The sequence below is a fragment of the Candidatus Steffania adelgidicola genome (assembly GCF_020541225.1).
Lineage (GTDB): Bacteria > Pseudomonadota > Gammaproteobacteria > Enterobacterales > Enterobacteriaceae > Steffania > Steffania adelgidicola.
Genome location: NZ_CP045889.1, coordinates 16,109 through 42,053, shown reverse-complemented (window position 1 = coordinate 42,053; position 25,945 = coordinate 16,109). Strand labels below are relative to the sequence as shown.

Here is a 25,945-nt window from a genome sequence, read left to right as displayed (position 1 = left end):
AAGCGAAAATCTTCTGTTATGATCTCGAACTGAGCTTGTATTATAAAAATTTCATTCTCATCACTCTATAAAAGGTGATGTGTGTATCATGAGTAATTTTATCTAACAGTACAAATTGGATGAATTTCTTACTATGAAAAGTGGATTTTTGAAATTAATCCACATAAGTTATGTAATAAAAATTCAGTATTGTTCACTATACAAATTGGGATAAACAAGCCACTAGTTCTGATTTCATCAAGATCGGGAGAGTGATACTAGTACTGATACCAAATCTTTATCATAAAAATTGTTTGAATCAATGTTGACCATCTCAAATGGTTTTTACCCTATCAAAGATTTTCCGAAAACACAACTAAACCAATCTTTTACAAATCCCTTACTCTTCGATTCAACCATGAAATATACATTATTTTCTTATCATTAGAACAGATTCAATATTTACCCCCCCCGATATCTGATAAAAATTCAGTAAGTCAAACGACAGATACCTGCAATCTAGAGTAATAATGGTACTATGGACTTTTCAATTACATACCTGTTTGCATAGAGTCTTTTGAACCTTGAATGATAAAAGAAGAAGCGCACTATGCTATTATCAAATTTCAAATATAAAAAACACCAACAACATCTTTTACAACTTCCTAAAATCCCTCAGATGCTTGAAGACATAACAATACTTTATAGCCCTGTAGATTTTTACCAATCACTGATGCAAGCTATTCGTGGAGCCCAACAGCGGATATATCTCGTTTCTTTATATCTAGAGCAGGATCAAGGGGGGGAACGAGTTCTCAAATCACTTTATGCAGCTAAACGCAAAAATCCAAATCTTGAGATAGCAATTTTAGTTGACTGGCACCGGGCACACCGTAGTCGTATCGGGAGTAATTCCGATACCAATGCAAACTGGTACTGCCGCATGAAACAATCCCATCCCGGAATAGACATCCCAATCTACGGAGTACCGGTAAACACCCGAGAAGCACTCGGTGTTTTACATTTAAAAGGTTTTATCATAGATACTAAGGTTATCTATAGCGGTGCTAGTCTAAACAATGTTTATCTACACCAAAAGGATCAATACCGGTACGATCGCTACCAGATTATCCATAATCCCCTCCTCGCTGACACCCTGCTTAACTATATCAAACAATATTTACTTACATCACCAGCAGTAAACCAACTAGACAACCCAGCTCGACTGAAAAGTCGCGCAATAAAAAAGGACACTCGCCTATTTCGTCGAACACTACGTGAAGCTAGCTATTCTTATCAGGGTGAAGCGAGCGCAACACAATTAGCCATCACCCCACTTGTTGGGTTAGGTAAACAAAATTCACTCAATAAAACAATTCATCATTTATTATGCTCAACCCGCCATACCCTTATCCTATCCACTCCTTACTTTAATTTACCGGCACCGTTAATGTACGATTTAATTAGGTTACTGAGTCAAGGTAAACAATTAGAAATTATTGTTGGTGATAAAACCACAAACGATTTTTACATTCCCGAGAATAAGCCGTTTAAAATTATAAGCACTATACCTTATCTCTACGAAATAAACTTACGCTACTTTGTTAGACGCCTCCAACGTTATTTAGACAATGGGCAACTAACAGTGCGTCTATGGCAAGATCATCACAATACCTATCACTTAAAAGGTCTATGGATAGATAACGAATGGCAATTACTAACCGGCAGTAATTTTAATCTACGAGCATGGCGACTTGATCTAGAAAATGCACTACTGATTCATGATCCCAATCAGGAATTACATCATTCTTGTAAAGAAGAACTCACCCTAATTCGCACCAATACCTCGATTATCAAACATTTCACGGAGCTACAAAGAATCGCCGAATATCCGGTTAAAGTTCGCAAACTAATTCGAAGATTACGCCGTATCCGTATCGACCGTTTAATTAGCCGGATACTCTAAATACAATTGGGAGGTCAAAGATTATATCATATATAAACAATGCTATCTCTTTTAAAAAACGAAGCGAATATACAAAGATTCTTAAATACGCTTTACAGACCATCTTTTATCGCCATGGAGTAAAATGTAAGTACTGGAAAACCATGAGCAAGAATATGGAAATCTTTTCTAGTGTAAAACGCATTACTAAAAAAATATACATTTGAATGATATCAAACGTATCGATATAGAGTGGGTTCTTAACCTTATAGATCAATATGTTATTTAACATCTAACTGAAATTATAGAATTGTAGAATATTATCTTTCTTTTAGAAAAAAGAACTGTTTATCAAGATAGAATCACGTTACCTCTAAGAAAATTTCAATCGCCTAAAGAATACTATGCGAATAGTATGCTAGTGAAGCATTTACCAGAGTCCACTAGTATACCGAGACATACTAATAGATACTGTATGTATAATAATCAAGTTTCCTAAATAGAATAAAAATCATGAAGTATTAATAAAATCTGAAACATCCACAATTTATAAAAACATATGACCTTTCAAGATCACAAGAGTGTTTTATATGCAAGAGATACACTTAAGATCTTCTATATAAAAACCACTCCTATTAAGAGGATCTCTCTCTTAATCTCATGGTCAGACAGTCAACCACCTAGAGAAGATATTAATCTCAAATAAATTTAGCATCGCCTTCTAGAAGGCGATGCTATGGTGTTTTTTATAAAAATAGTTGGATTATATTAAAATGCAGATATTCATTACTTATAAAACATGCTCGACAGACAGAATTTGATTATTCAGGTTATATCTTCATATTCCATGAATCTTTATAACACCATCAATTTGAAAAATAACCGGTAATAAAGGAGAATAGATTTCTCTTTTATATCAAAACATATCATAATTATCTCTTATCTGTTACAAGGTACCTTCCAGTGATCAAGTCTCTTTCCGCAATTTTTTTAGATCGTGACGGCACGATTAACACCAATAACGGCTATCTTTATAAAATTGAGAATTTTCACTTTATTGACGGTGTGATCGAGGCTTTACGGGAATTAAAAAAAACTGGGTTTGCTCTTGTTCTCATAACCAATCAATCTGGGCTAGCACGAGGTTACTTTAACCACAAGCAGTTTATCCGACTCACGCAATGGATGAACTGGTCTCTAATAAACCATGGGATTAACTTTGATGGTATCTATTTTTGCCCTCATCATCCGCATGGGATAATAGAAGAGTTACGACAAACATGCAACTGCCGAAAGCCACAGCCTGGATTGCTACTAGATGCACAGCGTCATCTACGTATTGATATGGCATCGTCTTATATGGTAGGAGATACCCTCAACGATATGCTAGCTGCCAAAGCAGCAGGGGTGGGAACACGGGTCCTAGTACGAACTGGGAAAAGAGTAACTCTCCAGGCTAGTAGAGCAGCAGATTGGGTTATTAATAGCCTCTCCATACTCCCAGTAATTATCAAACAACATCAAAAAAACTAGTTTTATCTCTATAATTAATTGATATTTGTTTTAGAGTAAAATATAATATTTATTATGCGGTATTACCTAACATAACTGAAGAGTATGTAAATAGAAATTCCTCCGTCATAATTAGAAATATCAGCCAAACCATTCTACCAATTGAGTTCTACATAATAACCTTCATCTTTCCCATCAGTCATTATATCCAAATAGCGCACACCTTCTCTCCATAATAATCTTAACAAATATCATAACAATATTTAGACTATTTCTTTGTAGATACATATTAGCTTTGACAATAACAGTCTTTAAAGATTATGGTTAATTAAATTTCGCTCTAGGCATATTCTAATGAACCATATAACAATAAAACTGTTATCTTATTTTCGATAATGAACAAAATACTTTATAAGATATCTTTTCTAAACATTTTTGAATAGAGTACCTTTCTATCTTCTTATTTTTATCTTAGACTCTATAAACGTATATCAATAAAATATACCTCTATAATCTATACATGTTTCTTAATATCCACTACTAGATTTCATAATCGGTCTAGAGTATATCATGGGAAGATAACAATCTTAATTTCAGCATACTAAAACCATTAATAACCTTATGCACAACCCCATGAATAATATATACTATATTAAACATCGAATCTATATTCTACATTTTTATATGTAAAGCGCTAATATTAATAATATGTATATTTTTTCTTTGACACATGGTTTTCTTTTTCGATATATTACTTATAATAATATGTAACTTTCTATAAAAATTCTATTTCCAGAATAAATATGGAATACTATATCTTTCAATAGGAAGCGAAAGATATAAAACAAGAAACAAAAATGCATACAAATCTTAACCTAAATTTTTCAATAAACTTTGCCTAGGATTACCTGTATTTCAATGTCAAACCTCTCCTAAACTTCCACTCAAACATTATTTTATAACAGGAAACTCTTCTTTCCTCAATCTTAACGGAAGATCTTCTATAGTTATCTCCTAATTAGAGGATGATGAAAATCATGAAAAGAGATATACAGACGATCTCTTTTTGAGATAGGAAACACACCATAAAAAAAATAAACCTTAGTTATTTAACCACAGAGAAATAATATATCCTAAAACACACCATTTTTTTTCATTTCAAATAAAAAGGGACAACCAAGCTAATATGTTGAGCTCAAAATCAATGCCGTTTTAATTAGTATTAGATACTAAAGTATTACCAAAATTGAAAAAAATATTTTATATGGTTAACTCCCGAATGTTTTAAAAATATATATTTTCGCTTTATGAGATAACCTTACATCCATAATCGATCTATACTTCACTAAGTTCCGATCGATAAAATAGATAAAAAAACAAAAGAAATATTTCTTGGCATATAAAAACTTTTATTTGGTAAAATTTATTCAAGTTAAATAACTGAACTGTTTTGACTGTGAAATAAAAAACATTCTGTTTACGCATGGTAAGAAACAACTTCTTTTGTTCCTTTAAAATTATACTTGTATAAAAATATAGTGTGATTTATGTTTAAAAAATCTATCAATATAATTAATATAATTATATGAAGTCAAGATATTATCTTTAGATAACTAATCTATTTATCTATATAATCCTATTTAAGTTAACCACCCCTCGATAAGATTCCATTAAAAGCGAGAGTAATATCTTTTACGTTTATCTAGCGAAATTCAATTTTTTCCCTAGAATCATCTATATTCAAAATTAGTAGTGGATAAAGATCCTGAAATAGAACATGATTATTTGTTATAGTTAATCAATCTAAATCATAATCAATGATTTTTGTATTAATTTTCGATAGGAAAAAGTTAAATTTGATATCGATTTTGATATCGTGCGTTTTGTTGTATGTTAATCAGTTCACTTATGAAAATCCCCCATGATAGATATAGCATAAAATAGATAAGTTGCGTACGCGGCGCATTAAAGCATGCATGTCCTCCCCTCCGTGCTTAGCTACTAGCGCCTTTCAATAAATATCCGTTTAAGGAAGAACATTCCTACACATACGTCAGTCTATTAAATATATTCTACACGGCAATGATCCTGGTCTGCTAGTAATTATCAGCCCTTGTTCTCTTCCTGACACATAGAGACAATAGACTATAGCAGTCGACTGAATCCAGTTTAAAAACTACGTATAGTTCGTGCGATGAAAAAAATAATACAGATCCAGAACTTAGATGAAAACTACCGAGTAAATAATGAACTATAAGTTTCCAGTCAGCTATTAATAGCAATTCATCAATTACATCTGACAACCAATACCAAATTTCTTGATTTTGTTATCGGAGAGTATATTTCTAGTCTTATAAGTTAATAAACTATTGGCGATTTCACAACCGATACGCAAATTTGTAGAGAAATGGTGTCATCGCTCTCCTGTCCAATCGAGTTTTAAATAACGGTGTCAATAGCAACAGTGTTGCTATTGCTATTGATGCCGTTCATGCTACCAAAACATCCCATTGACTCCCGTTACTAGTTACTCGATACGCAAGATCAGATCACGCTTTATTCAACTGCTAGTAAAACCTGCGAGGATATTATCCATGCTAGAAAAGCGCGACTAATTATCATACGCAAACTATGTATAGATAATTGAACAAACATCCACAAATCACTCAGATTGCCAGCCCATATATTGATGGATTATAGTCACAGTAATACCCTGAAGTAGCATTTATCTCAGCTCGAGGTATCATATGATCTCTTCTAACAATTGCGCGATGGTAATCATCATATTATAGATATGATCGTTGATAGCAATTTAGTGGCGAGCAATCAGAACCACTGCTAAGAAGATAGTATAAACATTTGCTTATAATGCTAAACAATCCGTTAATACCTACTTCTACAAAAATAAAGCTACTCATGGCATTTTGATAATAGTATAATAATATTATCAAAATGCTTTTTTAGTTCCCAAATGACTCTATTAGTAACTAATAACTTGGTTACTTACTATGCTGATTTTTTTATCAGTGAAGATTCCCAATCTATAAATATGTTAAGATGGAACCTTTCTAGGCATAAATAGTACATAAATGTCTTGCATAATCCTGTTCTCAATCAGGATTGAATGGCTTTATGAAATACTTTTTTTATAAATTATGCAAGCATTCCTTTTTTTCATTGTTTTCATGGAAAGAGAATAAGTAGACAACATCATCAAGCACAACATAGTTAGTTAATTTAGTAAACAAAGTTATTTTGCTAAACCAAATAATATTATTATATATGAATTTATTCGGATCTGAATTATACCTTCATATTTTATATAATATAATTACATTGATTCTATCGCATAACCCCTTTATAAACATATTAGTTTGATAAAGTACTCACCATAAGAGAAATAAAAACAACCATCATTAAACGACAGATATCTTCTACAAGAGCAAGTTATAAATCGATGAAATTCACCTCCCATGAAACATCAATAAATACGTGTAAAAAAATAAATATATTCTTGACCACACGGATACTCTTTGTTCAATCTACATGGTATGGTTAAAATCAAATCGATTAAAAATATTTTTTAAAATCAGCATTCCCTATCACGAGGAGATAGATCGTAAAATTTCACGATAATTTATATGTCTTTAACATAATTAAAGATTTATTGTTCACAAATCATCTTCCCTGTCTGGAATAGATAGATATGGTTATTTAAAAAAATAAACGCCATGATAACCCGATATTCTATTCCTTATTCATCTAAAAGGAACTGAGCGGTAATGGAAGGAACGAAGAATGGGCGTAAGTAAGGTATGGATAAAAGCCACCTCTTACCTATTAATGTTTTTTTTTATGACCATGCTCATCCCGATGCATTTATTTCCCTGCTTTATCGCTGGATTTCTCGCATATGAGGTGATTATTTCGTTAACCCCATGGTTTGAACACCTAGTTGGTAGCGGCCGCGCTCGCTGGGTAGTAGTAACATTGATTGCCGCATTCGTGGTAATTAGCATGACACTAGCCATCGTTAGCTTAATCAGCTTTCTTACATCGGATATTCGGCCCAATATTGATATTACTGCAGAAATTAATCGTATTTTTTCCAATGTACAACATCGAATGCCCCAACATCTCCCTTCATTTCTGCCAGAAAGCGCAGAGGAGCTAAAAGATCAACTCTTTGCTTTAATGGAGTCTAATTTAATTATTATCCGAAATATGGGTCGTTCTTTTTTACACGGGTTACTTACTATTTTTATAGGCCTTATTATAGGTGCAGTAATTTCACTTAACAAGCCATCTTCCCGAAGCACTTACTTTACACAAGAGCTTTTGCAACGATTGTATTATCTCTCCCAGGCTTTTCGCAATATAGTTTTTGCTCAGATCAAAGTATCTTTAATTAATACCTTCTTAACTTCAATAATGATTCTTGTTGTATTCCCGGTATTCAATGTTTATCTTCCACTAAGTAAGATACTTATTGTATTAACTTTTCTCTTTGGTCTCCTTCCAATTATTGGAAATCTTATTTCAAATTTCATCATTATCATTTCAGCATTTTCTCTTTCATTAAGCGCAGGAGGTATTATGCTGATATATCTTATTTTAATTCATAAACTAGAGTATTTTCTTAATGCAGAGATTGTTGGCAACCGAATTAATGCTAAATCTTGGGAGCTACTACTGGCTATGCTTATCTTCGAAGCGATATTTGGTGTAGAAGGATTTATAGTAGCACCAATTTATTATGCTTATCTAAAAACTGAATTAAGAGCGCAAGAGCTCATCTAATATTCCTTTTAGTATTATACTAATATAGTGATTCTTCGAATGCTTATTTCCGCTGTTTTTATTATAGAACTATACCTAAATAATAAAGCATTATGTATAGTTAATAAGGAAATAAATCCTTCAGATACCTGAACCTTTCTTAATTTATGTCTAGGATGTATATCCACTTGTCTAAAAATGGTTACCTTTCCTTGGTAAGCATTTTGAGATAGGGTCTATAACTGTAACATCATTAAGAATCAACATCACTATACCTAATCGAATTAATGGTTATTATTACCTTACAACTATAAACATTTATATTGTGTTGGATGTATTTTCGATTCTTACTGAAGATTAAGCAGGTTAAACTTAAAAACATATAAATAACTATCACATGCAATACTCGCTTCAATAATGAAGGTCTATTATGCATTTAACTGGATAGTTCATATAAAGGATATATTTAAAATCAAATTACTACGCTAGATTTTACATATACATTAAAAAAACTCACTAGCGTTAGCAAGTTCTTCATTTCACTGGTGCTAATTTTATTTATTTAAAATAAACTCTTTATCTATACCTACCTATCAGGTGTAATAATCCACAATTGAAAAATATAAGGATGTTAAACACATACCAGATTATTTATAATAAGAAATAACAAACTTATCTCAAAAAACAAAACACATTATTATAAATATAATTACATTTTAATTTTTAAATGTAATTAGCAAAAAAGAGACGATAATAATTATATATTATATGTATTCCTAATACATAATTCTGGTTTCAGAAGTTTTCTCATTCACTATATTAGTAGTGATTAACAATCTATACTTTAGATATTTATTAGAAATTATTGACAAGATAAATATCTAATACCTTAAGTGTATATATCATGTTTGTGGATAAAACGCAGAACAGAATCAGACAACCACAATAACAAAAATCAATATTCTTCAATTACGAAGTATATATATCAGGGAATAAGTTTTCAGTATACGTTCCTACAATAAACACAGCAGGAATATAACAGATAATTATTTATATTTTCAATTTAAACAAGATTAAATACAAAAAAATAAAAAGACATCCGCACAATCATTAAAAGTCAGGATGAAAATCTCGAATTTCATACTAGGAAAAAATATAGCCTATGCTATAGCTTTAACTATCAAGACGTAATATCGCACTCTCTCAATCTTCTAATCGAACCAAAAACTATGCATTACAGCCTGATATCAAAGATATCATCAACATCTCTATACATTCATTAAACGATTACCAAAACTTATATGATATATTTATATATATTGTTGATAGGGTCATTAATATAGTCACAAACCTTACTGCGGAATATGCTAATAACATAATAAAAAAGCAAAACTTTCTCTGCTAGACAGGATATTATAGCTGCGATTAGCTATATTAATCCCGGAAACTTCACTACTAACATTTAAGTTAAGCTAGTTCTAGCTTTCTCTACTAGCTTCTATAGGTAGAAATCGAGGAAATATTATAACAATACTGATTCAACCACCATCTTTAAAATTAAACATTGCTAGCGGTAAAAATTTAGATGAGCATATCTAAGATATTTTAAAACTAATGTTTTTGAGTTACTAGATGCAATCAGAAACAACTGCGATGGTTAAAGATTTTGCTGCATTTAATGTTTCCACTATCGGCTCTGAAAGAGCCGGTTATCCGTATCACTTATAAAGTGATACACTCATTATGGATATTACTACTTTTTTTTCTATTCTCATGTTACAAAAGTGCGAAAATGTTGGAAAGAGTAATAAAGCCACTACTACTTTTTTATCATTACTGCCTATATCAATGAACTGTTTTTTCGTTTAGTAAACATCCCACTAACTTATGGTATGTTTTTGTCAACACTACCTAATAGAAAAGGCAATTTTTTGGCTACCGGCATTTTTTCGCTACCATCATACCGTATGTAATTTATTTTTACTCATTGCTTACCTAAGATATAAACATAGAACATCTGAGTAAACGTTACGTCTGTACTACACTCGATGTTGCTATTGCCATAATAGTTACTTCCGATTTCGTTGATCTGAGATTAATAGTGATCGCAGGAGTGGCTTTCTATTTCATCGCAAATACCAGCCTTGCTGATTCAGATCAATCTTACCTTACGTTGTCACTTTTACTTCACCGTAACACCACAGTCACTATATTTTATATGACCATCGTTATAGCAGGGCTATTTTCTTTAGTTATAGCCATAATAGCTAGTCAAATAATTATATATAGTATCACATGTTTCTTACTCCCCTCCCTGCTACTACTACGGATTATTGCAATACTACCGTCGTGTGTAGGTATTCTTCTAAGACCAGATCTAACTCGCATACTAATGATTAGTATGATATTACTTATCTTTATAAAACGAATTAGCGATAGGACCCTACTAATCTTTACCGGAAATTGCTAACTGATAAAAGAACAAATCAATACGCCAAGAACCCCAACACTAGACTGAATAAGCGTCGAGGGGACTCTAATGATAAATATTTTCTTACTGAACAGTAATTTTCAAACAAGATATGTGATGACGTTATATATGTATGTTAAATACCCTAAAATATCGCTATATTAACTATTTTCATACTTAACGAATAGAAATAGAGGTTAATGCGATTTAATAATGCAAATCAAAATGATTATCTATCTTTTTGAATCTAGCGGATAATCATCTCTAGCATAAATCAAACCATACCGATTACTGAATTTTGACTGTGTGTTTAATATCTTCATTGATCTGATTATAGCTTTCAGCTATCAGACAGAACGATTTTACTTGTACAAGACATTAATTCTCATGATATCTTCATTCTAAAAACAAATAAATCCATTAGGTGTTAATTAATTTTTCACATGTATAACATATTATCTTAATTGTTATTTTAAATATATCTCTTGAAGTTCTTAAATAACGGAAGAACTAGTTTTTTTTGTAAAAAATCACCATAAATCTCAAAGTACATAATCAATACTAAATAAACAGTACTTTAGATTTTCATAGCTTTTATCCTAATCATTAGGATAAATAAAAGTGATATGTCTACACTGTGTTTTAAATATACATCGTTATTTTTAATAAACCTAAACTTTTATCACCTTTCAACCGTTGTTAAAATGCTGCGATAAAATTATCCTGACATACAGCTTACCACCTAAATTCACTGAATCCAATGCCGAATCTAGAAGCCATATTCCCTGAAATTCAAATAGCTATCCAATGGTAAACAAGCATTGATTTCACTAATGCGAATGAGTCATTGATGCCATCTCTAATCTAACTTTATTTTAAAACGACTCTCGCTGAACAAAATAAATATTTTCATATAGTCACAGTATTTATTCAGGTATCAAGTAAAAATTTTTATATATTTTTTACACTCAAATAATCAGATGAAACACGAAAAACACATTAAATATATCCTTTCGATACCAAAACTCTATTCTTAATCTTAATTTCACAATTAAGATTTAATCGTTTAGCATACCCAAAAACATTAAGGAATATTTAACAATCGATTACAGCTAATGGTAATATTCAAAGCAACAACACATGCCTTGGCTTCATTTAAGATTTCCTCCCGAATCCAGTTCCCGTATTTTCATCATTAGATTCCTCATGATAGACCTAGATATACTCTCTGCCACTATTTTACCTTTAAGCATAGCATTTAATCATAATTTACTACTAACTAATTAGTCCCATAATAATCTTACAACACCCGGTAAATAGAGAACAACGACACGTTTTAGCCTGCCCGAACGACAGCTGCCAAAAACGATTTATCTCTTTAACTAAAGAAACCGTCTTCCTAAATATTAGGAAGTGAAGTTTTTTCTTCGAGTCAAGATAAAGCTGCTGTAACATGATACAGAACAAGGGAGTTTAAAATGGCTCATATAGGTATTTTTGTCGGTACGGTATACGGTAATGCGCTATGCTTTGCTGAAAAAGTAGAGGAACTTCTGAGACAACAAAGTTATCAAGTCACTCTTTTTCAAGACGGCTGTTTTAACCAATGGCAAATGTATGCAGATCAAGTAATTCTTATTGTTACCTCTACTACCGGTCAGGGAGAATTACCGGAGAATATCCAATTACTCTTTCAGGAGGTGAAATATAAATTCACAAATCAATCAACGCTTCGCTATGGAATTATTGCACTAGGTGATAGCAGTTATAATATCTTTTGCGGTGCGGGATATACCTTTGATACGCTATTGCAAGAGAAAGGGGCCACACGGATAGGCAATATATTAACAATTGATTGCTTAAAACAAATTGATCCGGAAATGATAGCCTGTCGCTGGGCGATAGAATGGGGTGCCTGTTTATACAAAACCTATTAGATTATAAATATCTATAGCCATCGACGATTTATATATCGCTCAGTGGCTGTTTCTGCTAACTCGATTTATATATATCTATTTTAAACTTTAGGATTGTATCCGACAATATATTTCCTAAACGCGATATAATATCCATTATCTATTCCATTGATGTTGACTTACAAATAAACATTGCTTAAGTGATTTTGTTGTCATATATAAACCACTTAATTTTTCAACAAAACAATTGATTTATTAGCTTTTTTAGATAAATGTCTAAATTTACGTGCTCTTATTAAATGTTATAATAATATTTTTATTATCATTAAATAATTAGCTATACTCAATAAAACCGTTACTATCTTTTCAGATACCGCTGTGTATCTTTATAGCAAGGCTCACTGTATATTAATCTGTTATTCATTTCCATGAATTAAAATAATTCATCCCTCTTAAAATTTCTCGTATATAGCATATATATACATAGATTCACTTTAACTCAAAACATTAAACAAAAAACCAGTATCATATTTTTTATCTATTCGCTACTTATTAATCTAGATTTCAGCGCATAATTCTATATATAATAAAAGAGTTACCCATACACTTCAGCAAAACAAAAACATCATATGAGTTTTTCCTTACTCTCAAGCAAAAACTCCTTTGAAACAAAATTTAACCATAGGAAATAATATGGGCTTAACATTATAATATCTCTTTTTAAATTATTGACGATCAAAAATCGTGCAACACGATTTAAATCGATAAAAAATTCTCTGTTCTTTTCATAAAAAATTATCCCTTCAGAAAATCTTTAAGAGTTCTCTCTAAAAACATATTCTTTTCTTTTATGATAATTTTTAAGAAATTTACAAATCTCTGCATTCCAATAAACTTTAAACAAGCACATCCCTCTATGTATATAAAGAAAGAAAATATATATTATAAAATAGAAAGCAGTATAACTGAAAAATAAAGTACCTAAAAATAAAATACATGTTAGATACATATCTCATATGGATCTTTACCATGCAATGGTTATTTTGGTAGACTAAATACCGTCTATCTCTATAAGAGATGTTATAGATTCACATCTAATACTGCTTATACGATCAAGATCGTATATCTTATATGACCATATCTTTTGATATTAATCATGAATATCAAAAGTTTTTCAAAAGAGCTCTTTGAGTTTCAAAAAAACACCAACAAAAAAACAAACACACTTCATTATATAATGAACCTTAACAAGGTTATAGAAAGCATATACCAAAAATCTATTTTATAGATGACATAAAAAGTCAAATTGTAAAATTAATACATTTTTTTATAGTCCTATACTACCTTAGTATACTCTTGAAAATTTCAGATATAGTCGACTTAAAAATCTTTGAAAACCATGCCACGGTAAAAAACGTGCAATAAATTTCACCCTAAACTTCAGTTCGGTCATGAAATTTATATGAGAAAGAAATTAAAATATATGCTGCCTCTAATATATTAAAGATAATAATATTTAGAATAGAAACCACATATGTGAAATCTAGCAACACATGCTCTCACGCATGAATTATATTAACTGTCAAATCCAGCTATTAATAATAACATATTACAGATTATCAGTTAACACTGCGCAAAAATTCCTGGCGTGTATTTTGGCTAGATTTGAACAATCCGCCCAGCGATGTAGTTGTTGTTGTGCTTGTAACGTCACGTATTCCTCGCGCCTTTACGCAATAATGCACAGCATCAATTGAAACTGCTACGTTATTACTCCCAATCAGGGTTTGTATCGCTAAGAGAATTTGCTGTGTCATACGCTCCTGTACCTGCGGTCGATGAGCAAAAAATTGTACAATACGGTTAATCTTTGAAAGCCCAAGAACCCATTGTTTGGGGATATAAGACACCGTCGCCGTACCATCTATAATGACAAAATGATGTTCACAAGTACTAGTTAATGTAATGTCACGTACCGTAATCATTTCATCTACTTTCATTTTATTTTCAATGAGTTTTATTTTAGGAAAATTTCTGTAATCTAGTCCGGAAAAAATCTCCTCCATGTACATATTACTAATACGATCTGGGGTTTCTAAAAGACTATCATCAGTCAAATCAAGGTTCAGTAATGTCATAATTGCTGTTATATGCTCAGTAATAAGATTTTTTCTTACTTTACTATCGAGAACTTGGAATTGTAATGGTGTTTCTAATCCACAATTCCTTAAAGCTTCGTGCACCTTTAAAGCTTCTTTTGTCAGCATTACCATATTTTTTCTCCAACAGGAAATACATTTCTTCAGGTTTCAGAACAGAATAAAGAACACTTTGATACATCTTAAGTGAATAATATAGTAAATCCGTTTCATAACAGATAAATCAAAAGTATTTACCTTGCTATCGAAATAATTTTCTAATCATATCAATCTTGGATAATACCTGTATCGATGCTGGTTAATCTTCTTGTGAGATTATCTGAAACAGGATATCTGTATCCTACAGAGCACGTTATTAGGTATCAACAACCTTTTCTCTCTCTGAGATATATTCCATACTCTCTCATGCAGAGTATATATCGCACGCTAATTTCAGTGCCATATCCATAATGGGAATGTCATTTCTTTTTAAACAAATCAGTTAAATTATGTAATAATTTTCATAGACTATGAATTGTATTTTTTATTCAACATTATTAACAATAATATCTAATGATAGAACACTGTAAAATAGGTAATGTATGTGCTGTATATCTAAACAAAACACTCATATGTTGTGAATATTGCTATTACACAATTTTATGATTCCCTATATCTTTTCAGATAAACGCTTCCATTTACATGGATGTATGAAAGATTTTCAGATCTTATTAAGTTCTTGAAATATTCAAAATATAGATGAGAGTACATGAAAACCATATGGAAAATAAAAATATTTTTGTGGATACACGGATCTCATCCCTGGAAAAATTTCCATTTTATTTATAAAAATGTAGAAAATATAACCTTTATCTTCAAAATCAAGATATTTTCTATCAATTAACAGTTATTTCAAAGATTGTACATCTCTATAGCTCAGAGAGCTATTGATGCATATTTGATAGCCAATATCTACAAACTTGTAAGGTGATTTCCTAGCTATAAAACCAAAACACATATACGATCATTCTTTTGAGATTATTCTGAGAGTTATTTCCTTAGATAAATTGTTAACAATCATAACACGACGTGTATTAACTAATGCTAATACATAGAGGCAAGAAAAAAGAGGAAAAATATATTAGGATAATTATATTTTAACGTTAAGATGGATTGGCATGTTACTCCATTGTTAAATCCATAAAGACATGATAGCTTAAAGTTATTAAATACATATAGATAAAATGTTTTAAATATATCCCCTATCACCACCCGTGATAAGCAATTGGAATCGCATACAATGAATAACATTTACATCAAATGTAATATCATACATCTAATAAAAATTTACTAAAAAACTATATTCAATCATGTATATATTTTCAAAAATATAATATATAAACTTTTTAGGGATTAAATCACTCTAAGCAATACTCTTTAAAATAAAAACTATATATTATATCCGAAGAATTAATATATTCAATATTTTACAAATAATGTTTTAGTAAAGTGGTTGCCTAGATGTTTCTTTGTTATTAATTAACTCCATCGTCAATAGATAAAGATATCAATTCTAATGGGAACTTACTATTGCTTATAGTAAGCAAGACAAATATAATTCGAACAATTAATACATTAGCTTATTAAGCTAGCCATGAAAAATATAGTAAAATAGCGTAGAAAAAACTTTTTTAATCTATAGACAAAAATGAAAAATTTGTTTGATATCCATACTGAACTAAATATGAGTTAATATACACAGGATAATCTCTAACATTCTATTTCTGATTCCATTTAAATCAATACTTCTCACTAAAAAATCCCATGATAATCTTTGGCTTACCTAACAATAACAGAGTTTAGTTTACATACTATTATCACATACTTTCAAATATGCATTGTCTTAAAAAAAAATCAACCCTCCCTCTAAATCTGGAACGGTTTTTATTTAAACATTGATGCAAACCATAAAAGATTACTATATATTGTATAGTTGATCCCATTTCTATCTAGATATGGTATTCATCACATGTCAAGCAACACAACATAGTGGCACGCATCGCTTTCCTGAAAAAATATCGACAATATAGAAGGTGTATACGAAGTATGACTATTATTATCTACACTAAAGCAAATTGTATCCAATGTTATGCAACCTGTCGGGCGATGGACCGTAAAGGTATTGATTATCAGCTAGTCGATCTACTAGAAGACAGGGAGGCTGTACATCATGTAAAAATGCTCGGTTATCAGCAAGTACCTGTTATACAGACACCTAATGAACACTGGAGTGGATTCCGCCCAGACAAAATCAGTCTCTTATCTTCCAATGGAAGAGTAGTGTGAGATACATTAATGAGCACATTAATCTATTTCTCCAGTACTTCGGAGAATACTCATCGTTTTATTAGAAAACTAGACCTGCCATCACTACGCATTTCGCTTAAGATGTGTGAAAATACAAAAACGGATACACCTTATATTCTTATCTTACCAAGTTATGGTGGAGGATCACCGCAAGGCGCGATACCACGTCAGGTTATCCGTTTTCTTAACGATCCATTCAACCGTTCCTTATTGTGCGGTGTGATTAGTGCCGGAAACCGGAACTTCGGTGCTGGCTTTTGTCTAGCGGGCAATATCGTCGCTAAAAAATGTCAGGTCCCCCTGCTATATCGTTTTGAGCTGCTAGGAACCCCGAAAGATGTCAAACAGGTTCGAAAGGGAGTAACCGAATTTTGGCAAAAACTGAATTTACTATAATTGAAACTACCTTGCAGCGGCAGGATTACTACGCCTTGAATGCTATGCTTAACCTATATGACGCAGCAGGTAACATCCAGTTTAACAAAGACCACTTAGCAGTGAAAGCTTATCAGCAACAGCATGTCATTCCAAATAGCCGAAACTTCTCTTCACTAAATCAAAAACTGCAACGCCTTGTCGAAGAGGGTTATTATGAAGAAAAAGTGTTGACTCCATACAATCAAGTGTTTCTTTCTAAACTATTTAAAGAAGCTTACTGTCAGAAATTTGAGTTCCAGACTTTTATGGGCGCATTGAAATTCTACACTAGTTATGCACTAAAAAGCTTTGACGGAAAGCAATATCTAGAAAATTTTGAAGACCGAGTATGCATGGTAGCACTCACCCTAGCCCGCGGTGATGAGACTTTTGCTTTAGCGATGATGACGGAAATACTTGCCGGCCGTTTTCAACCAGCTACACCAACCTTTCTTAACTGCGGTAAAGCACAGAGAGGAGAATACATATCCTGCTTTTTACTACGTATTGAAGATAATATGGAGTCAATCGGACGAGCGATCAATGCTGCACTTCAGCTGTCAAAACGTGGCGGAGGCGTGGCTTTTATGTTAACAAATCTCCGTGAAGCAGGCGCTCCTATTAAACGCATCAAAAATCAATCCTCAGGAGTGATACCGGTGATGAAAATGCTTGAGGATGCGTTTTCCTACGCTAATCAACTCGGTTCACGTCAGGGGGCCGGAGCAGTCTATCTACATGCTCACCATCCTGATATCTTGGATTATTTAGATACAAAACGAGAAAATGCCGACGAAAAAATTCGAATTAAAACTCTATCGCTAGGTGTAGTGATCCCAGATATCACTTTTCAGTTAGCACGAGATAACCAGCCGATGCATCTTTTTTCACCGTATGACATAGAACGTATTTATGGCCAACCATTCTCACAGTTAGCGATCGATGATCAATATCACGAAATGGTAGAAAATCGCTATATTAACAAAACCACTATTAACGCACGTGCTTTTTTTCAAAAGTTAGCCGAAATCCAGTTTGAATCCGGCTATCCCTATATAATGTTTGAAAATACAGTAAACCTTACCAATCCTATTTCTGGTCGCATCAACATGAGCAATTTATGCTCAGAGATCCTCCAGGTAAACAGCGCTACTGAGTATCATGAGGATCTAAGCTACCGCCAGGTAGGTCGCGATATCTCCTGTAACCTAGGATCACTTAATATTGCAAAAACAATGGATTATGGTCATGTCGGCCATACAGTCGAAACGGCCATACGCGCCTTAACTGCAGTATCTGATATAAGCAATATCTCTGCTGTCCCCTCAATAGCTGAGGGGAATCACTATTCCCACGCTATTGGTCTAGGGCAAATGAATTTACATGGTTATCTAGCACGTGAACATATTCATTACGGCAGTCCAGAAGCAATCGAGTTTACCGATCTCTATTTTTATACCGTTACTTATCATGCAATACGGGCTTCTAATCAGTTAGCGATAGAACGCGGACGCACTTTTGGGGGGTTCTCGAAATCCCGCTATGCCAGCGGGGAGTATTTCAAAAAATATATTACTCAATGTTGGACACCGAAAAACGACTCCGTCTGTTCTCTTTTTCTTAAGAGTCATATCCAGTTACCAACTCAAAAAGATTGGGAGCTGTTAGCAGATAGCGTTAAACGTTATGGACTGTATAATCAAAATCTACAGGCTGTTCCGCCCACCGGATCTATCTCATATATTAATCATTCAACATCGAGTATACATCCAATCGTTTCCCGGATTGAAATTCGTAAAGAAGGAAAAACAGGTCGAATTTACTACCCCGCGCCATACATGACAAATACAAACCTAGAATATTACCAGGATGCCTATGAGATAGGCGCAGAAAAAATTATTGATACTTATGCCGTAGCTACTCAACATGTTGATCAGGGGCTATCACTGACCCTTTTTTTTCGTGATACCGCAACCACACGCGATATCAACCGAGCACAAATTTATGCCTGGAAAAAGGGTATAAAAACCCTTTATTACATTAGAATTAGACAGTTGGCATTAGAAGGCACAGAAGTGACTGGCTGTGTATCCTGCGCCTTATAGTAATAGGAGAATCCTATGATACTCAAATCTGCACATACTCCCCTTCAAGCAGTAAACTGGAACCGCATCCAGGATCCAAAAGATCTAGAAGTTTGGAACCGTTTAACTGCTAACTTCTGGCTGCCTGAAAAACTGCCATTGTCTAATGATCTTCCGTCATGGAATGCTTTATCAGTACAGGAGAAACAGATTACGATTCGGGTCTTCACCGGTCTGACATTATTAGATACTGTACAAAATACTCTCGGTGCGCCGATAATGATGATGGATGCTCTAACACCCCATGAACAAGCGGTATTTTCTAATATTGGGTTTATGGAAGCAGTACATGCTCGTTCCTATAGCTCAATCTTCTCAACATTTTGTACTATGGAGGATATAGATGCCGCCTATCATTGGAGTGAGAAAAATATAGCTCTTCAAAACAAATCGACTATTATTCGACTTAATTATCAAAATGATGAAGCACTGAAGAAAAAAGTGGCCAGTGTTTTTCTTGAATCATTTTTATTTTATTCTGGATTCTATTTGCCTATGTATTACTCTAGTCGGGGTGTGTTGACTAACACAGCAGATTTAATTCGTCTTATCATCCGTGATGAGGCGGTTCATGGCTATTATATCGGTTATAAATTCCAGCGAAGTCTTGCAACAACAGAACCTAATCGGCGAACAGCTATTAAGCGATTCGCTTATGATTTGTTAGAAGAACTTTACGAAAATGAGCTTGTTTATTCTGCTGCTCTCTATGACGAAATAGGTTGGACAGCAGATGTCATCACTTTCTTAAATTACAATGCTAATAAAGCGCTTATGAATCTTGGTTATGAAGCATTGTTCCCAGCCGATATAACGATAGTCAACCCTGCCATTCTTGCAGCGCTATCGCCCAATGCAGATGAAAATCACGATTTTTTTTCCGGATCTGGATCATCCTATGTAATAGGGAGAGCCATCAATACAGAAGATGAAGACTGGGAATTTTAGAATTATATTCTCATCGTTTTTAGGTAGTGAAAATTGTCAAAATCTTATGAAATGAATTTTCTTCATATATTACTTACCTATATTAGGTATATACAGATGTAAAAGATATCTTGATCTCAAGGTTTTTATTTAACAGAAGTAGATAAAAAAAATCACGCGATCTATCATCTGCTAAAATACACTGATCTGAGGTAACTAATAGTAAAACACTATTTCATCATGAATATCGATATGATATTTCGGAACTTCATCACATTGTTTCACTCTAATACCGCTTTAGTCAACCAAGTAACCTGGGCGACTATTCTAGCTCGAGCTCACTCATGCCAGTAATATTAAAGCCACCATCAACATGCACTACCTCTCCGGTAATCCCACTAGATAATTCAGAGCAGAGGAAAGCTGCAGTATTACCGATATCCTCAATCGTCACCAAACGGCGGAGCGGTGTAAGTAACTTATAGCGAGCTTGCATCTTTTTAAAATTTTTAATTCCAGAAGCAGCCAATGTTTGGATAGGACCCGCTGAAATCGCGTTGACACGAACACCTTGCTGACCCATGGCATTCGCCATATACCGAGTATTAGCTTCTAATGAAGCTTTCGCCAAGCCCATCACGTTATAATTACAGATAGCACGTTCAGCGCCAAGATAGGTCAATGTAAGAAGAGTTGCCTGAGGTGTAAGCATTTTTCGGCTAGCTTTAGCCATAGCAACAAAACTGTAGGCACTAATGTCGTGTGAAATAGCAAAACCTTCACGAGTCACGGTATTCACATAGTCCCCTTCTAATTGGTCGCGAGGAGCATAACCAATAGCATGCACAAAACCATCGAATGTTGGCCAGATCTCTCCTAGACGCTTGAATAACTCTGCAATGCTACTATCTTCTGCTACATTACACGGCAGAACAATGCTGGAATTGAAATTAGCAGCAAACCCTTCAACTCGGGATTTTAATCTATCGTTCTGATGAGTAAAAGCTAACTCTGCACTTTCGCGATACATGGCTTGAGCGATTCCATATGCAATGGAACGATTGCTGGCTATACCAGTCACCAGAATGCGTCTTCCACTAAGGAAACCCATAGCATTTATCCTCTATAAGAGTCATCTTATGACCTTGATTTTATAAAAGCTGATCCAGCAATGATATTGCTTTACACGCTTTTTTAGATTATAGCATGAATCTTATATCAGCATGTAACACTGTATACATTCTCCATGGAAGATGTATAATTAAAAATTAATCCTATCTATCTAACCGATTAGCATTAGAAATTAGAGTTTACTAAAGTTGCTGGTGATGAGTTGGCGTGTTATATCACATAACGGTGCTGATACTATATCAATGGTACTACCATGTTCTACGACTTCCCCGTTTTTCATAACGATAACTTGATCACTAACATGCTTCAACATGCCAAAATGTTGGGTTACATAAATAAACGAAATCTTTTTTTTACCTGTAGTTCAAGCATAAGATTTATGATATGCGATCGCATCGATATATCCAATGAAGCTAATGCTTCGTCTGCTACAATTACCTTCGGCTGTAGAATAAGTGCGCGAGCTAAACCAACCCGTTGTTGCTGTCCAGGTGACAGCATATATGGATAATAATAAGCATGATCCGGCCGTAAACCAACTTGACGCAACGTCATATTCATAGTCTGAACACGTTCATGATCGGTTAATATAGTATTTAGGCGCAGGGGAACATCCAGTAATTGTCCAATACGTTGTCTCGGATTGAGCGCATTTCCTGAATCTTGAAAAACCATACGGATACGCCGACTTCGATAACGATAATCGCCAAAATATAATGGATGATTATTTATTAAGATTTCGCCCGAAGTAGGTTCAACACTACCAGCAAGCATTTTTACTAACGTTGATTTTCCAGAACCGTTTTCACCAAAAATACCTAATATCCTCCCTTCAGGGAGAATAAAACTCACATTTTTTACTGCTCTAACTTGATGCTGATGGAATAGCCCCGTACGATACCGGAAAGTCTTACTTAAGTTTCGAGCTTCTAATAAAATTTCCATATTTATTATCCCTCCAGATTAAGCGGATAATGGCAAGCAAAAAAATGATTTTTAACCGGAAGAAGTAACGGTGCTTGAATACAGGTTTTTTGTGCATAGGGGCAACGCGGGCCAAGACGGCATCCAATAGGTAAATGCTTGAGTGAAGGGATACCCCCTGGTAGTGTATTTAAACGACTTTTTAAAGGGATGCTTCGACCAAAATCGGGAATAGCTCTAATTAACGCTTGGGTATAAGGATGGTGAGGAGTCGCTATTAAAGTCTCGCTTTGAGCACTCTCTACTGTCTGACCACAATACAGCACGTTGATACGATCACACCATTGACTCATCATTTGTAAGTCATGGCTAATTAATAAAATAGTAGTGTTGTGATTTTGATTAAGACTCGCTAATAATCGGAAAATTTGCGCCTGGGTAGTCCACTCCATAGCGTTCGTAGGGTCGTCAGCAATTAACAACCTCGGCTGGTTAGCCAGTGCCATCCCTATCATAACTTTTTGACACTCTCCCTCAGTTAGCGAATAAGGATAAGCAGCCATGATTTCTTTATGGGCTTTAAACCCAACCCGATGCAACAGTTCAATTGCACGCCGCTTTCGCCAGCTGAATCTCTGAAACCATGGCCCTTTATAAATCCAACCAGGAATAGCCTGGATTATCTGCCGACCGATCCGAGCAGCCGGATCAAGATAAGATTGCGATTCTTGAAAAATCATCGAAACATTATGACCCACTACTTTTCGCCGTTGACGAGGCGTCAATACGATAAGATCGATATCATCGAAGCGAAATCGATCAGCCGTTACGCGCCAATTATCTCGAGTCACCCCGCAAATAGCTTTTACAATTAAACTTTTTCCTGAGCCAGATTCCCCAACAAGACCACGGATTTCCCCTTCACTTAAAGTAATGCTAACACGATCAACTGCTTTCACTGGACCATCGGGGGTCATAAACTCAATGGTAAGATTGCGAATATCTAATAATGACATTACTCTACCTCCGTAACGATAGCGCGACATAAACCTTCACTAAAAATATTCACAATCATTACACTTAACATAATAGCGAAACCTGGTAACATAACTGACCAAGGGGCTATACATACAAATTCAAACTGATCGTTCATCATAGCTCCCCATTCCGGAGATGATGTTTGCGCACCTAAATTAAGGAATCCCAGCGCAGAAATATCAAGAATCGCTATAGACAAAGCGCGAGAGAACTCAGAAATCAACTGACTAGTGATATTTGGAAGAACCGCATAACGCAAAATATATAGCATTGATGCACCATCCATCCGTACCGCTAAAACATAATCTTTTTCTAATTCTTTTTTAATTAAGGTATAGATGCTGTGCATAATACCCAGAAGGAGTGGTAGACACACCGCTAGCATAGCGTGATCCAGTCGCGGGCCAAGAAATGCCACCACGATAATAGCTAGCAACAACGAAGGTATAGATAGTACTGTATCTAGCATATGATTAAGGAGCATCGCTCGAAAACAATGGGTTACACTGCTAGCTAGCACACCTAGCACTAGCCCAATGAGAGATGCTAAAATAGTCACTAATAAAGCTGAGCCAAAAGTAAGCGTTGTTCCGGCTAGCAAACGACTCAAGATATCACGTCCCAAATTATCAGTACCGAGAAAAAAAGAAACATCACCATAGTGCGACCATGACGGAGGGAGTTGCTGGTAACCAAGGAATTTCTGTTCCATTGGATGGGGTAAAAACCACTTACCGAATAGGCATAAAATAATCAATAGGAGAAAACCGTAAAGACCGATCACCGATATAGGGTTATGGTGAAAAATATGCCATTTCTGTGTTAGAGAGCTAGGTTTTTGATTTTCTCGATAAACATTATCTGATAGCATACCACTCCTTATAACGAAGTGGATTTACCAAAGTTCCAACTACATCCGACAAAATGTTAATGAAAATTACTAATGTCCCTAACAGCATCACACCAGCAGAAATAGCGGAATAATCTTTCTGTTGAATAGCTATAATAATCCAACGCCCTAAACCTGGCAAACTGAAAACCACTTCAGTAATCATAGCCAGGGTCAGCATACTGGAAAGCTGTATCCCCAGTTGAGGAATAATCGGGGGTAATGCATTATGTAACAAATGACGATGAATAATAGTCCAACGCGACAAACCACGAGTCTCAGCTGCCCGGATATAATTTTGACTCATAACCTCAACCGTACTTATTCGCATTAATCTTACCACTGTAGTAGTCGGCGCCACTGCCAGTGAGACAATCGGTAATATCATATGCTTTAATATACTGATAATTATTGCCTTTCTATAAAAACAATCCGATAGCCAAGCATCTAACACGACGACATCAGTAATATGCCGAACCGGATACAGCGAGTCGCAGAAACCATCGACTGGAAGCCAATCTAGATAAAGAGAAAAATACAAAATGAGAAGAAGGGGAAGCCAAAATACTGGCATCGAGAAACCTATCATGGAAAAGATACTAATACTAATATCCTGCCACTTACCGCGTTCCATACCAGAAATGATACCAAGGGGGATACCAACTAGTAGCGCGACTAAAAACGCTAGCAAACATAACTCTATCGTCTCTGGAAACACTTCCACAATCTGAAGGCTATTAGCCATGCCATTGATACTAGAGATACCAAGGTCTCCATGGATCAGACTCCAGAAATAATGACTATATGCGTCAAACGGAGATAAACTCCTTAACGAGGCCTTTTTAGTATAGTAAGTAAGACAAAAACTTACTAAAGTTAATAGAAATACCCTTACTATTAACCAAATAAGTCGGTGAAAGAGAAAGATTATCATGATATTTTTCTTGAGAACAGTCTAAAATTCAGAAAAGTCTTTTATGGATAACGATATGATATCGCATAGTTTATCTAAAAGATCATACCAACCACACTCAATCATGGGAAGAAAAAGATCTCTAGAGCATGAGATTCGGAAGAAAAGCCAGAGAGGTTATATCATAATTTACCGTGATTAATCGCGCTTCTTCAATACGCTTCTCCACTAGAATTATTTTAAGGTCTATACCGATTTTCATCAAACCTATCTAAAGTCATTCCTTTATTTTAGCAAATTGCCATAATAGAGTTCAAAACAATCGATAATTATAGATTAACTCCTAATCAAAACCACCTAAATTTTAGAACATTACTGGTAACTTTTCTAATTGAAATGTCGTTACCCATAAATCTTATGATTATCCAAGAACATTTATAGTCATCATATGGTATA

13 protein-coding genes and 1 pseudogene are annotated in these 25,945 nt (G+C 34.0%); 8 read left to right on the top strand and 6 right to left on the bottom strand.

Annotation, left to right across the window (positions count from 1 at the left end):
* Positions 1-589 precede the first annotated feature (589 nt).
* The 4 genes from pssA (at position 590) to GFK82_RS00110 (ending at position 12,622) form a co-directional block, all read left to right on the top strand.
* Complete coding sequence (pssA, locus tag GFK82_RS00130; protein WP_226810937.1) at positions 590-1,945, top strand: CDP-diacylglycerol--serine O-phosphatidyltransferase; 1,356 nt, start codon at positions 590-592, stop codon at positions 1,943-1,945.
* Between the two features lie 942 nt (positions 1,946-2,887).
* Positions 2,888-3,457 carry a D-glycero-beta-D-manno-heptose 1,7-bisphosphate 7-phosphatase gene (gmhB, locus tag GFK82_RS00125; protein WP_226810936.1) on the top strand — a complete coding sequence of 190 codons (570 nt, stop codon included), beginning with the start codon at positions 2,888-2,890 and terminating at the stop codon, positions 3,455-3,457.
* A 3,777-nt stretch (positions 3,458-7,234) separates the two neighbouring features.
* Positions 7,235-8,236 (top strand): AI-2E family transporter, encoded by a 1,002-nt coding sequence (locus tag GFK82_RS00120; RefSeq protein ID WP_226810935.1) that lies wholly within the window; start codon positions 7,235-7,237, stop codon positions 8,234-8,236.
* A gap of 3,927 nt (positions 8,237-12,163) precedes the next feature.
* Positions 12,164-12,622 carry a flavodoxin gene (locus tag GFK82_RS00110; RefSeq protein ID WP_226810934.1) on the top strand — a complete coding sequence of 153 codons (459 nt, stop codon included), beginning with the start codon at positions 12,164-12,166 and terminating at the stop codon, positions 12,620-12,622.
* Positions 12,623-14,220: 1,598 nt separating this feature from the next.
* On the opposite strand, the gene folE is transcribed toward GFK82_RS00110, so the two are convergent.
* The gene (gene folE / locus GFK82_RS00105; protein WP_226810933.1) at positions 14,221-14,874 is read right to left on the bottom strand and encodes a GTP cyclohydrolase I FolE; all 654 of its coding nucleotides are present in this window, start codon (positions 14,872-14,874) and stop codon (positions 14,221-14,223) included.
* Positions 14,875-16,845: 1,971 nt separating this feature from the next.
* Between folE and nrdH the strand changes: the two genes are divergently transcribed.
* The 4 genes from nrdH to nrdF are packed head-to-tail and all read left to right on the top strand — an operon-like array spanning position 16,846 to position 20,615.
* Entirely contained in the window at positions 16,846-17,085 is a 240-nt protein-coding gene (gene nrdH, locus GFK82_RS00100; protein WP_226810932.1) for a glutaredoxin-like protein NrdH, read from the top strand.
* A gap of 9 nt (positions 17,086-17,094) precedes the next feature.
* On the top strand, positions 17,095-17,502 hold the full coding sequence (gene nrdI, locus GFK82_RS00095) for a class Ib ribonucleoside-diphosphate reductase assembly flavoprotein NrdI (protein WP_226810931.1): 408 nt from the start codon (positions 17,095-17,097) through the stop codon (positions 17,500-17,502).
* On the top strand, positions 17,478-19,628 hold the full coding sequence (gene nrdE, locus GFK82_RS00090; protein ID WP_226810930.1) for a class 1b ribonucleoside-diphosphate reductase subunit alpha: 2,151 nt from the start codon (positions 17,478-17,480) through the stop codon (positions 19,626-19,628). Before nrdI ends, nrdE begins: the two co-directional genes overlap by 25 nt.
* A 15-nt stretch (positions 19,629-19,643) precedes the next feature.
* On the top strand, positions 19,644-20,615 hold the full coding sequence (nrdF, locus tag GFK82_RS00085) for a class 1b ribonucleoside-diphosphate reductase subunit beta (protein ID WP_226810929.1): 972 nt from the start codon (positions 19,644-19,646) through the stop codon (positions 20,613-20,615).
* A 301-nt stretch (positions 20,616-20,916) separates the two neighbouring features.
* On the opposite strand, the gene fabI is transcribed toward nrdF, so the two are convergent.
* From fabI to sapB, 5 genes and pseudogenes are all read right to left on the bottom strand, one after another.
* Entirely contained in the window at positions 20,917-21,705 is a 789-nt protein-coding gene (gene fabI, locus GFK82_RS00080) for an enoyl-ACP reductase FabI (protein ID WP_226810928.1), read from the bottom strand.
* A 192-nt stretch (positions 21,706-21,897) separates the two neighbouring features.
* Positions 21,898-22,670, bottom strand: a pseudogene (locus tag GFK82_RS00075) (peptide ABC transporter ATP-binding protein).
* Positions 22,671-22,675: 5 nt separating this feature from the next.
* Entirely contained in the window at positions 22,676-23,665 is a 990-nt protein-coding gene (gene sapD / locus GFK82_RS00070; protein WP_226810927.1) for a putrescine export ABC transporter ATP-binding protein SapD, read from the bottom strand.
* A complete protein-coding gene (sapC, locus tag GFK82_RS00065) occupies positions 23,665-24,558 on the bottom strand; it encodes a putrescine export ABC transporter permease SapC (RefSeq protein ID WP_226810926.1) in 894 nt (297 codons plus the stop codon). Before sapC ends, sapD begins: the two co-directional genes overlap by 1 nt.
* The gene (sapB, locus tag GFK82_RS00060) at positions 24,545-25,510 is read right to left on the bottom strand and encodes a putrescine export ABC transporter permease SapB (protein ID WP_226810925.1); all 966 of its coding nucleotides are present in this window, start codon (positions 25,508-25,510) and stop codon (positions 24,545-24,547) included. Before sapB ends, sapC begins: the two co-directional genes overlap by 14 nt.
* Between the last annotated feature and the right edge of the window lie 435 nt (positions 25,511-25,945).

What these genes read in the sequence shown, in the direction of transcription:
- sapB (WP_226810925.1), bottom strand. Translation starts at nt 25,510, where the DNA reads ATGATAATCTTTCTCTTTCACCGACTTATTTGGTTAATAGTAAGGGTA.
- folE (WP_226810933.1), bottom strand. Translation starts at nt 14,874, where the DNA reads ATGGTAATGCTGACAAAAGAAGCTTTAAAGGTGCACGAAGCTTTAAGG.
- nrdH (WP_226810932.1), top strand. Translation starts at nt 16,846, where the DNA reads ATGACTATTATTATCTACACTAAAGCAAATTGTATCCAATGTTATGCA.
- pssA (WP_226810937.1), top strand. Translation starts at nt 590, where the DNA reads ATGCTATTATCAAATTTCAAATATAAAAAACACCAACAACATCTTTTA.
- GFK82_RS00110 (WP_226810934.1), top strand. Translation starts at nt 12,164, where the DNA reads ATGGCTCATATAGGTATTTTTGTCGGTACGGTATACGGTAATGCGCTA.
- nrdI (WP_226810931.1), top strand. Translation starts at nt 17,095, where the DNA reads ATGAGCACATTAATCTATTTCTCCAGTACTTCGGAGAATACTCATCGT.
- sapD (WP_226810927.1), bottom strand. Translation starts at nt 23,665, where the DNA reads ATGTCATTATTAGATATTCGCAATCTTACCATTGAGTTTATGACCCCC.
- GFK82_RS00120 (WP_226810935.1), top strand. Translation starts at nt 7,235, where the DNA reads ATGGGCGTAAGTAAGGTATGGATAAAAGCCACCTCTTACCTATTAATG.
- nrdF (WP_226810929.1), top strand. Translation starts at nt 19,644, where the DNA reads ATGATACTCAAATCTGCACATACTCCCCTTCAAGCAGTAAACTGGAAC.
- fabI (WP_226810928.1), bottom strand. Translation starts at nt 21,705, where the DNA reads ATGGGTTTCCTTAGTGGAAGACGCATTCTGGTGACTGGTATAGCCAGC.
- sapC (WP_226810926.1), bottom strand. Translation starts at nt 24,558, where the DNA reads ATGCTATCAGATAATGTTTATCGAGAAAATCAAAAACCTAGCTCTCTA.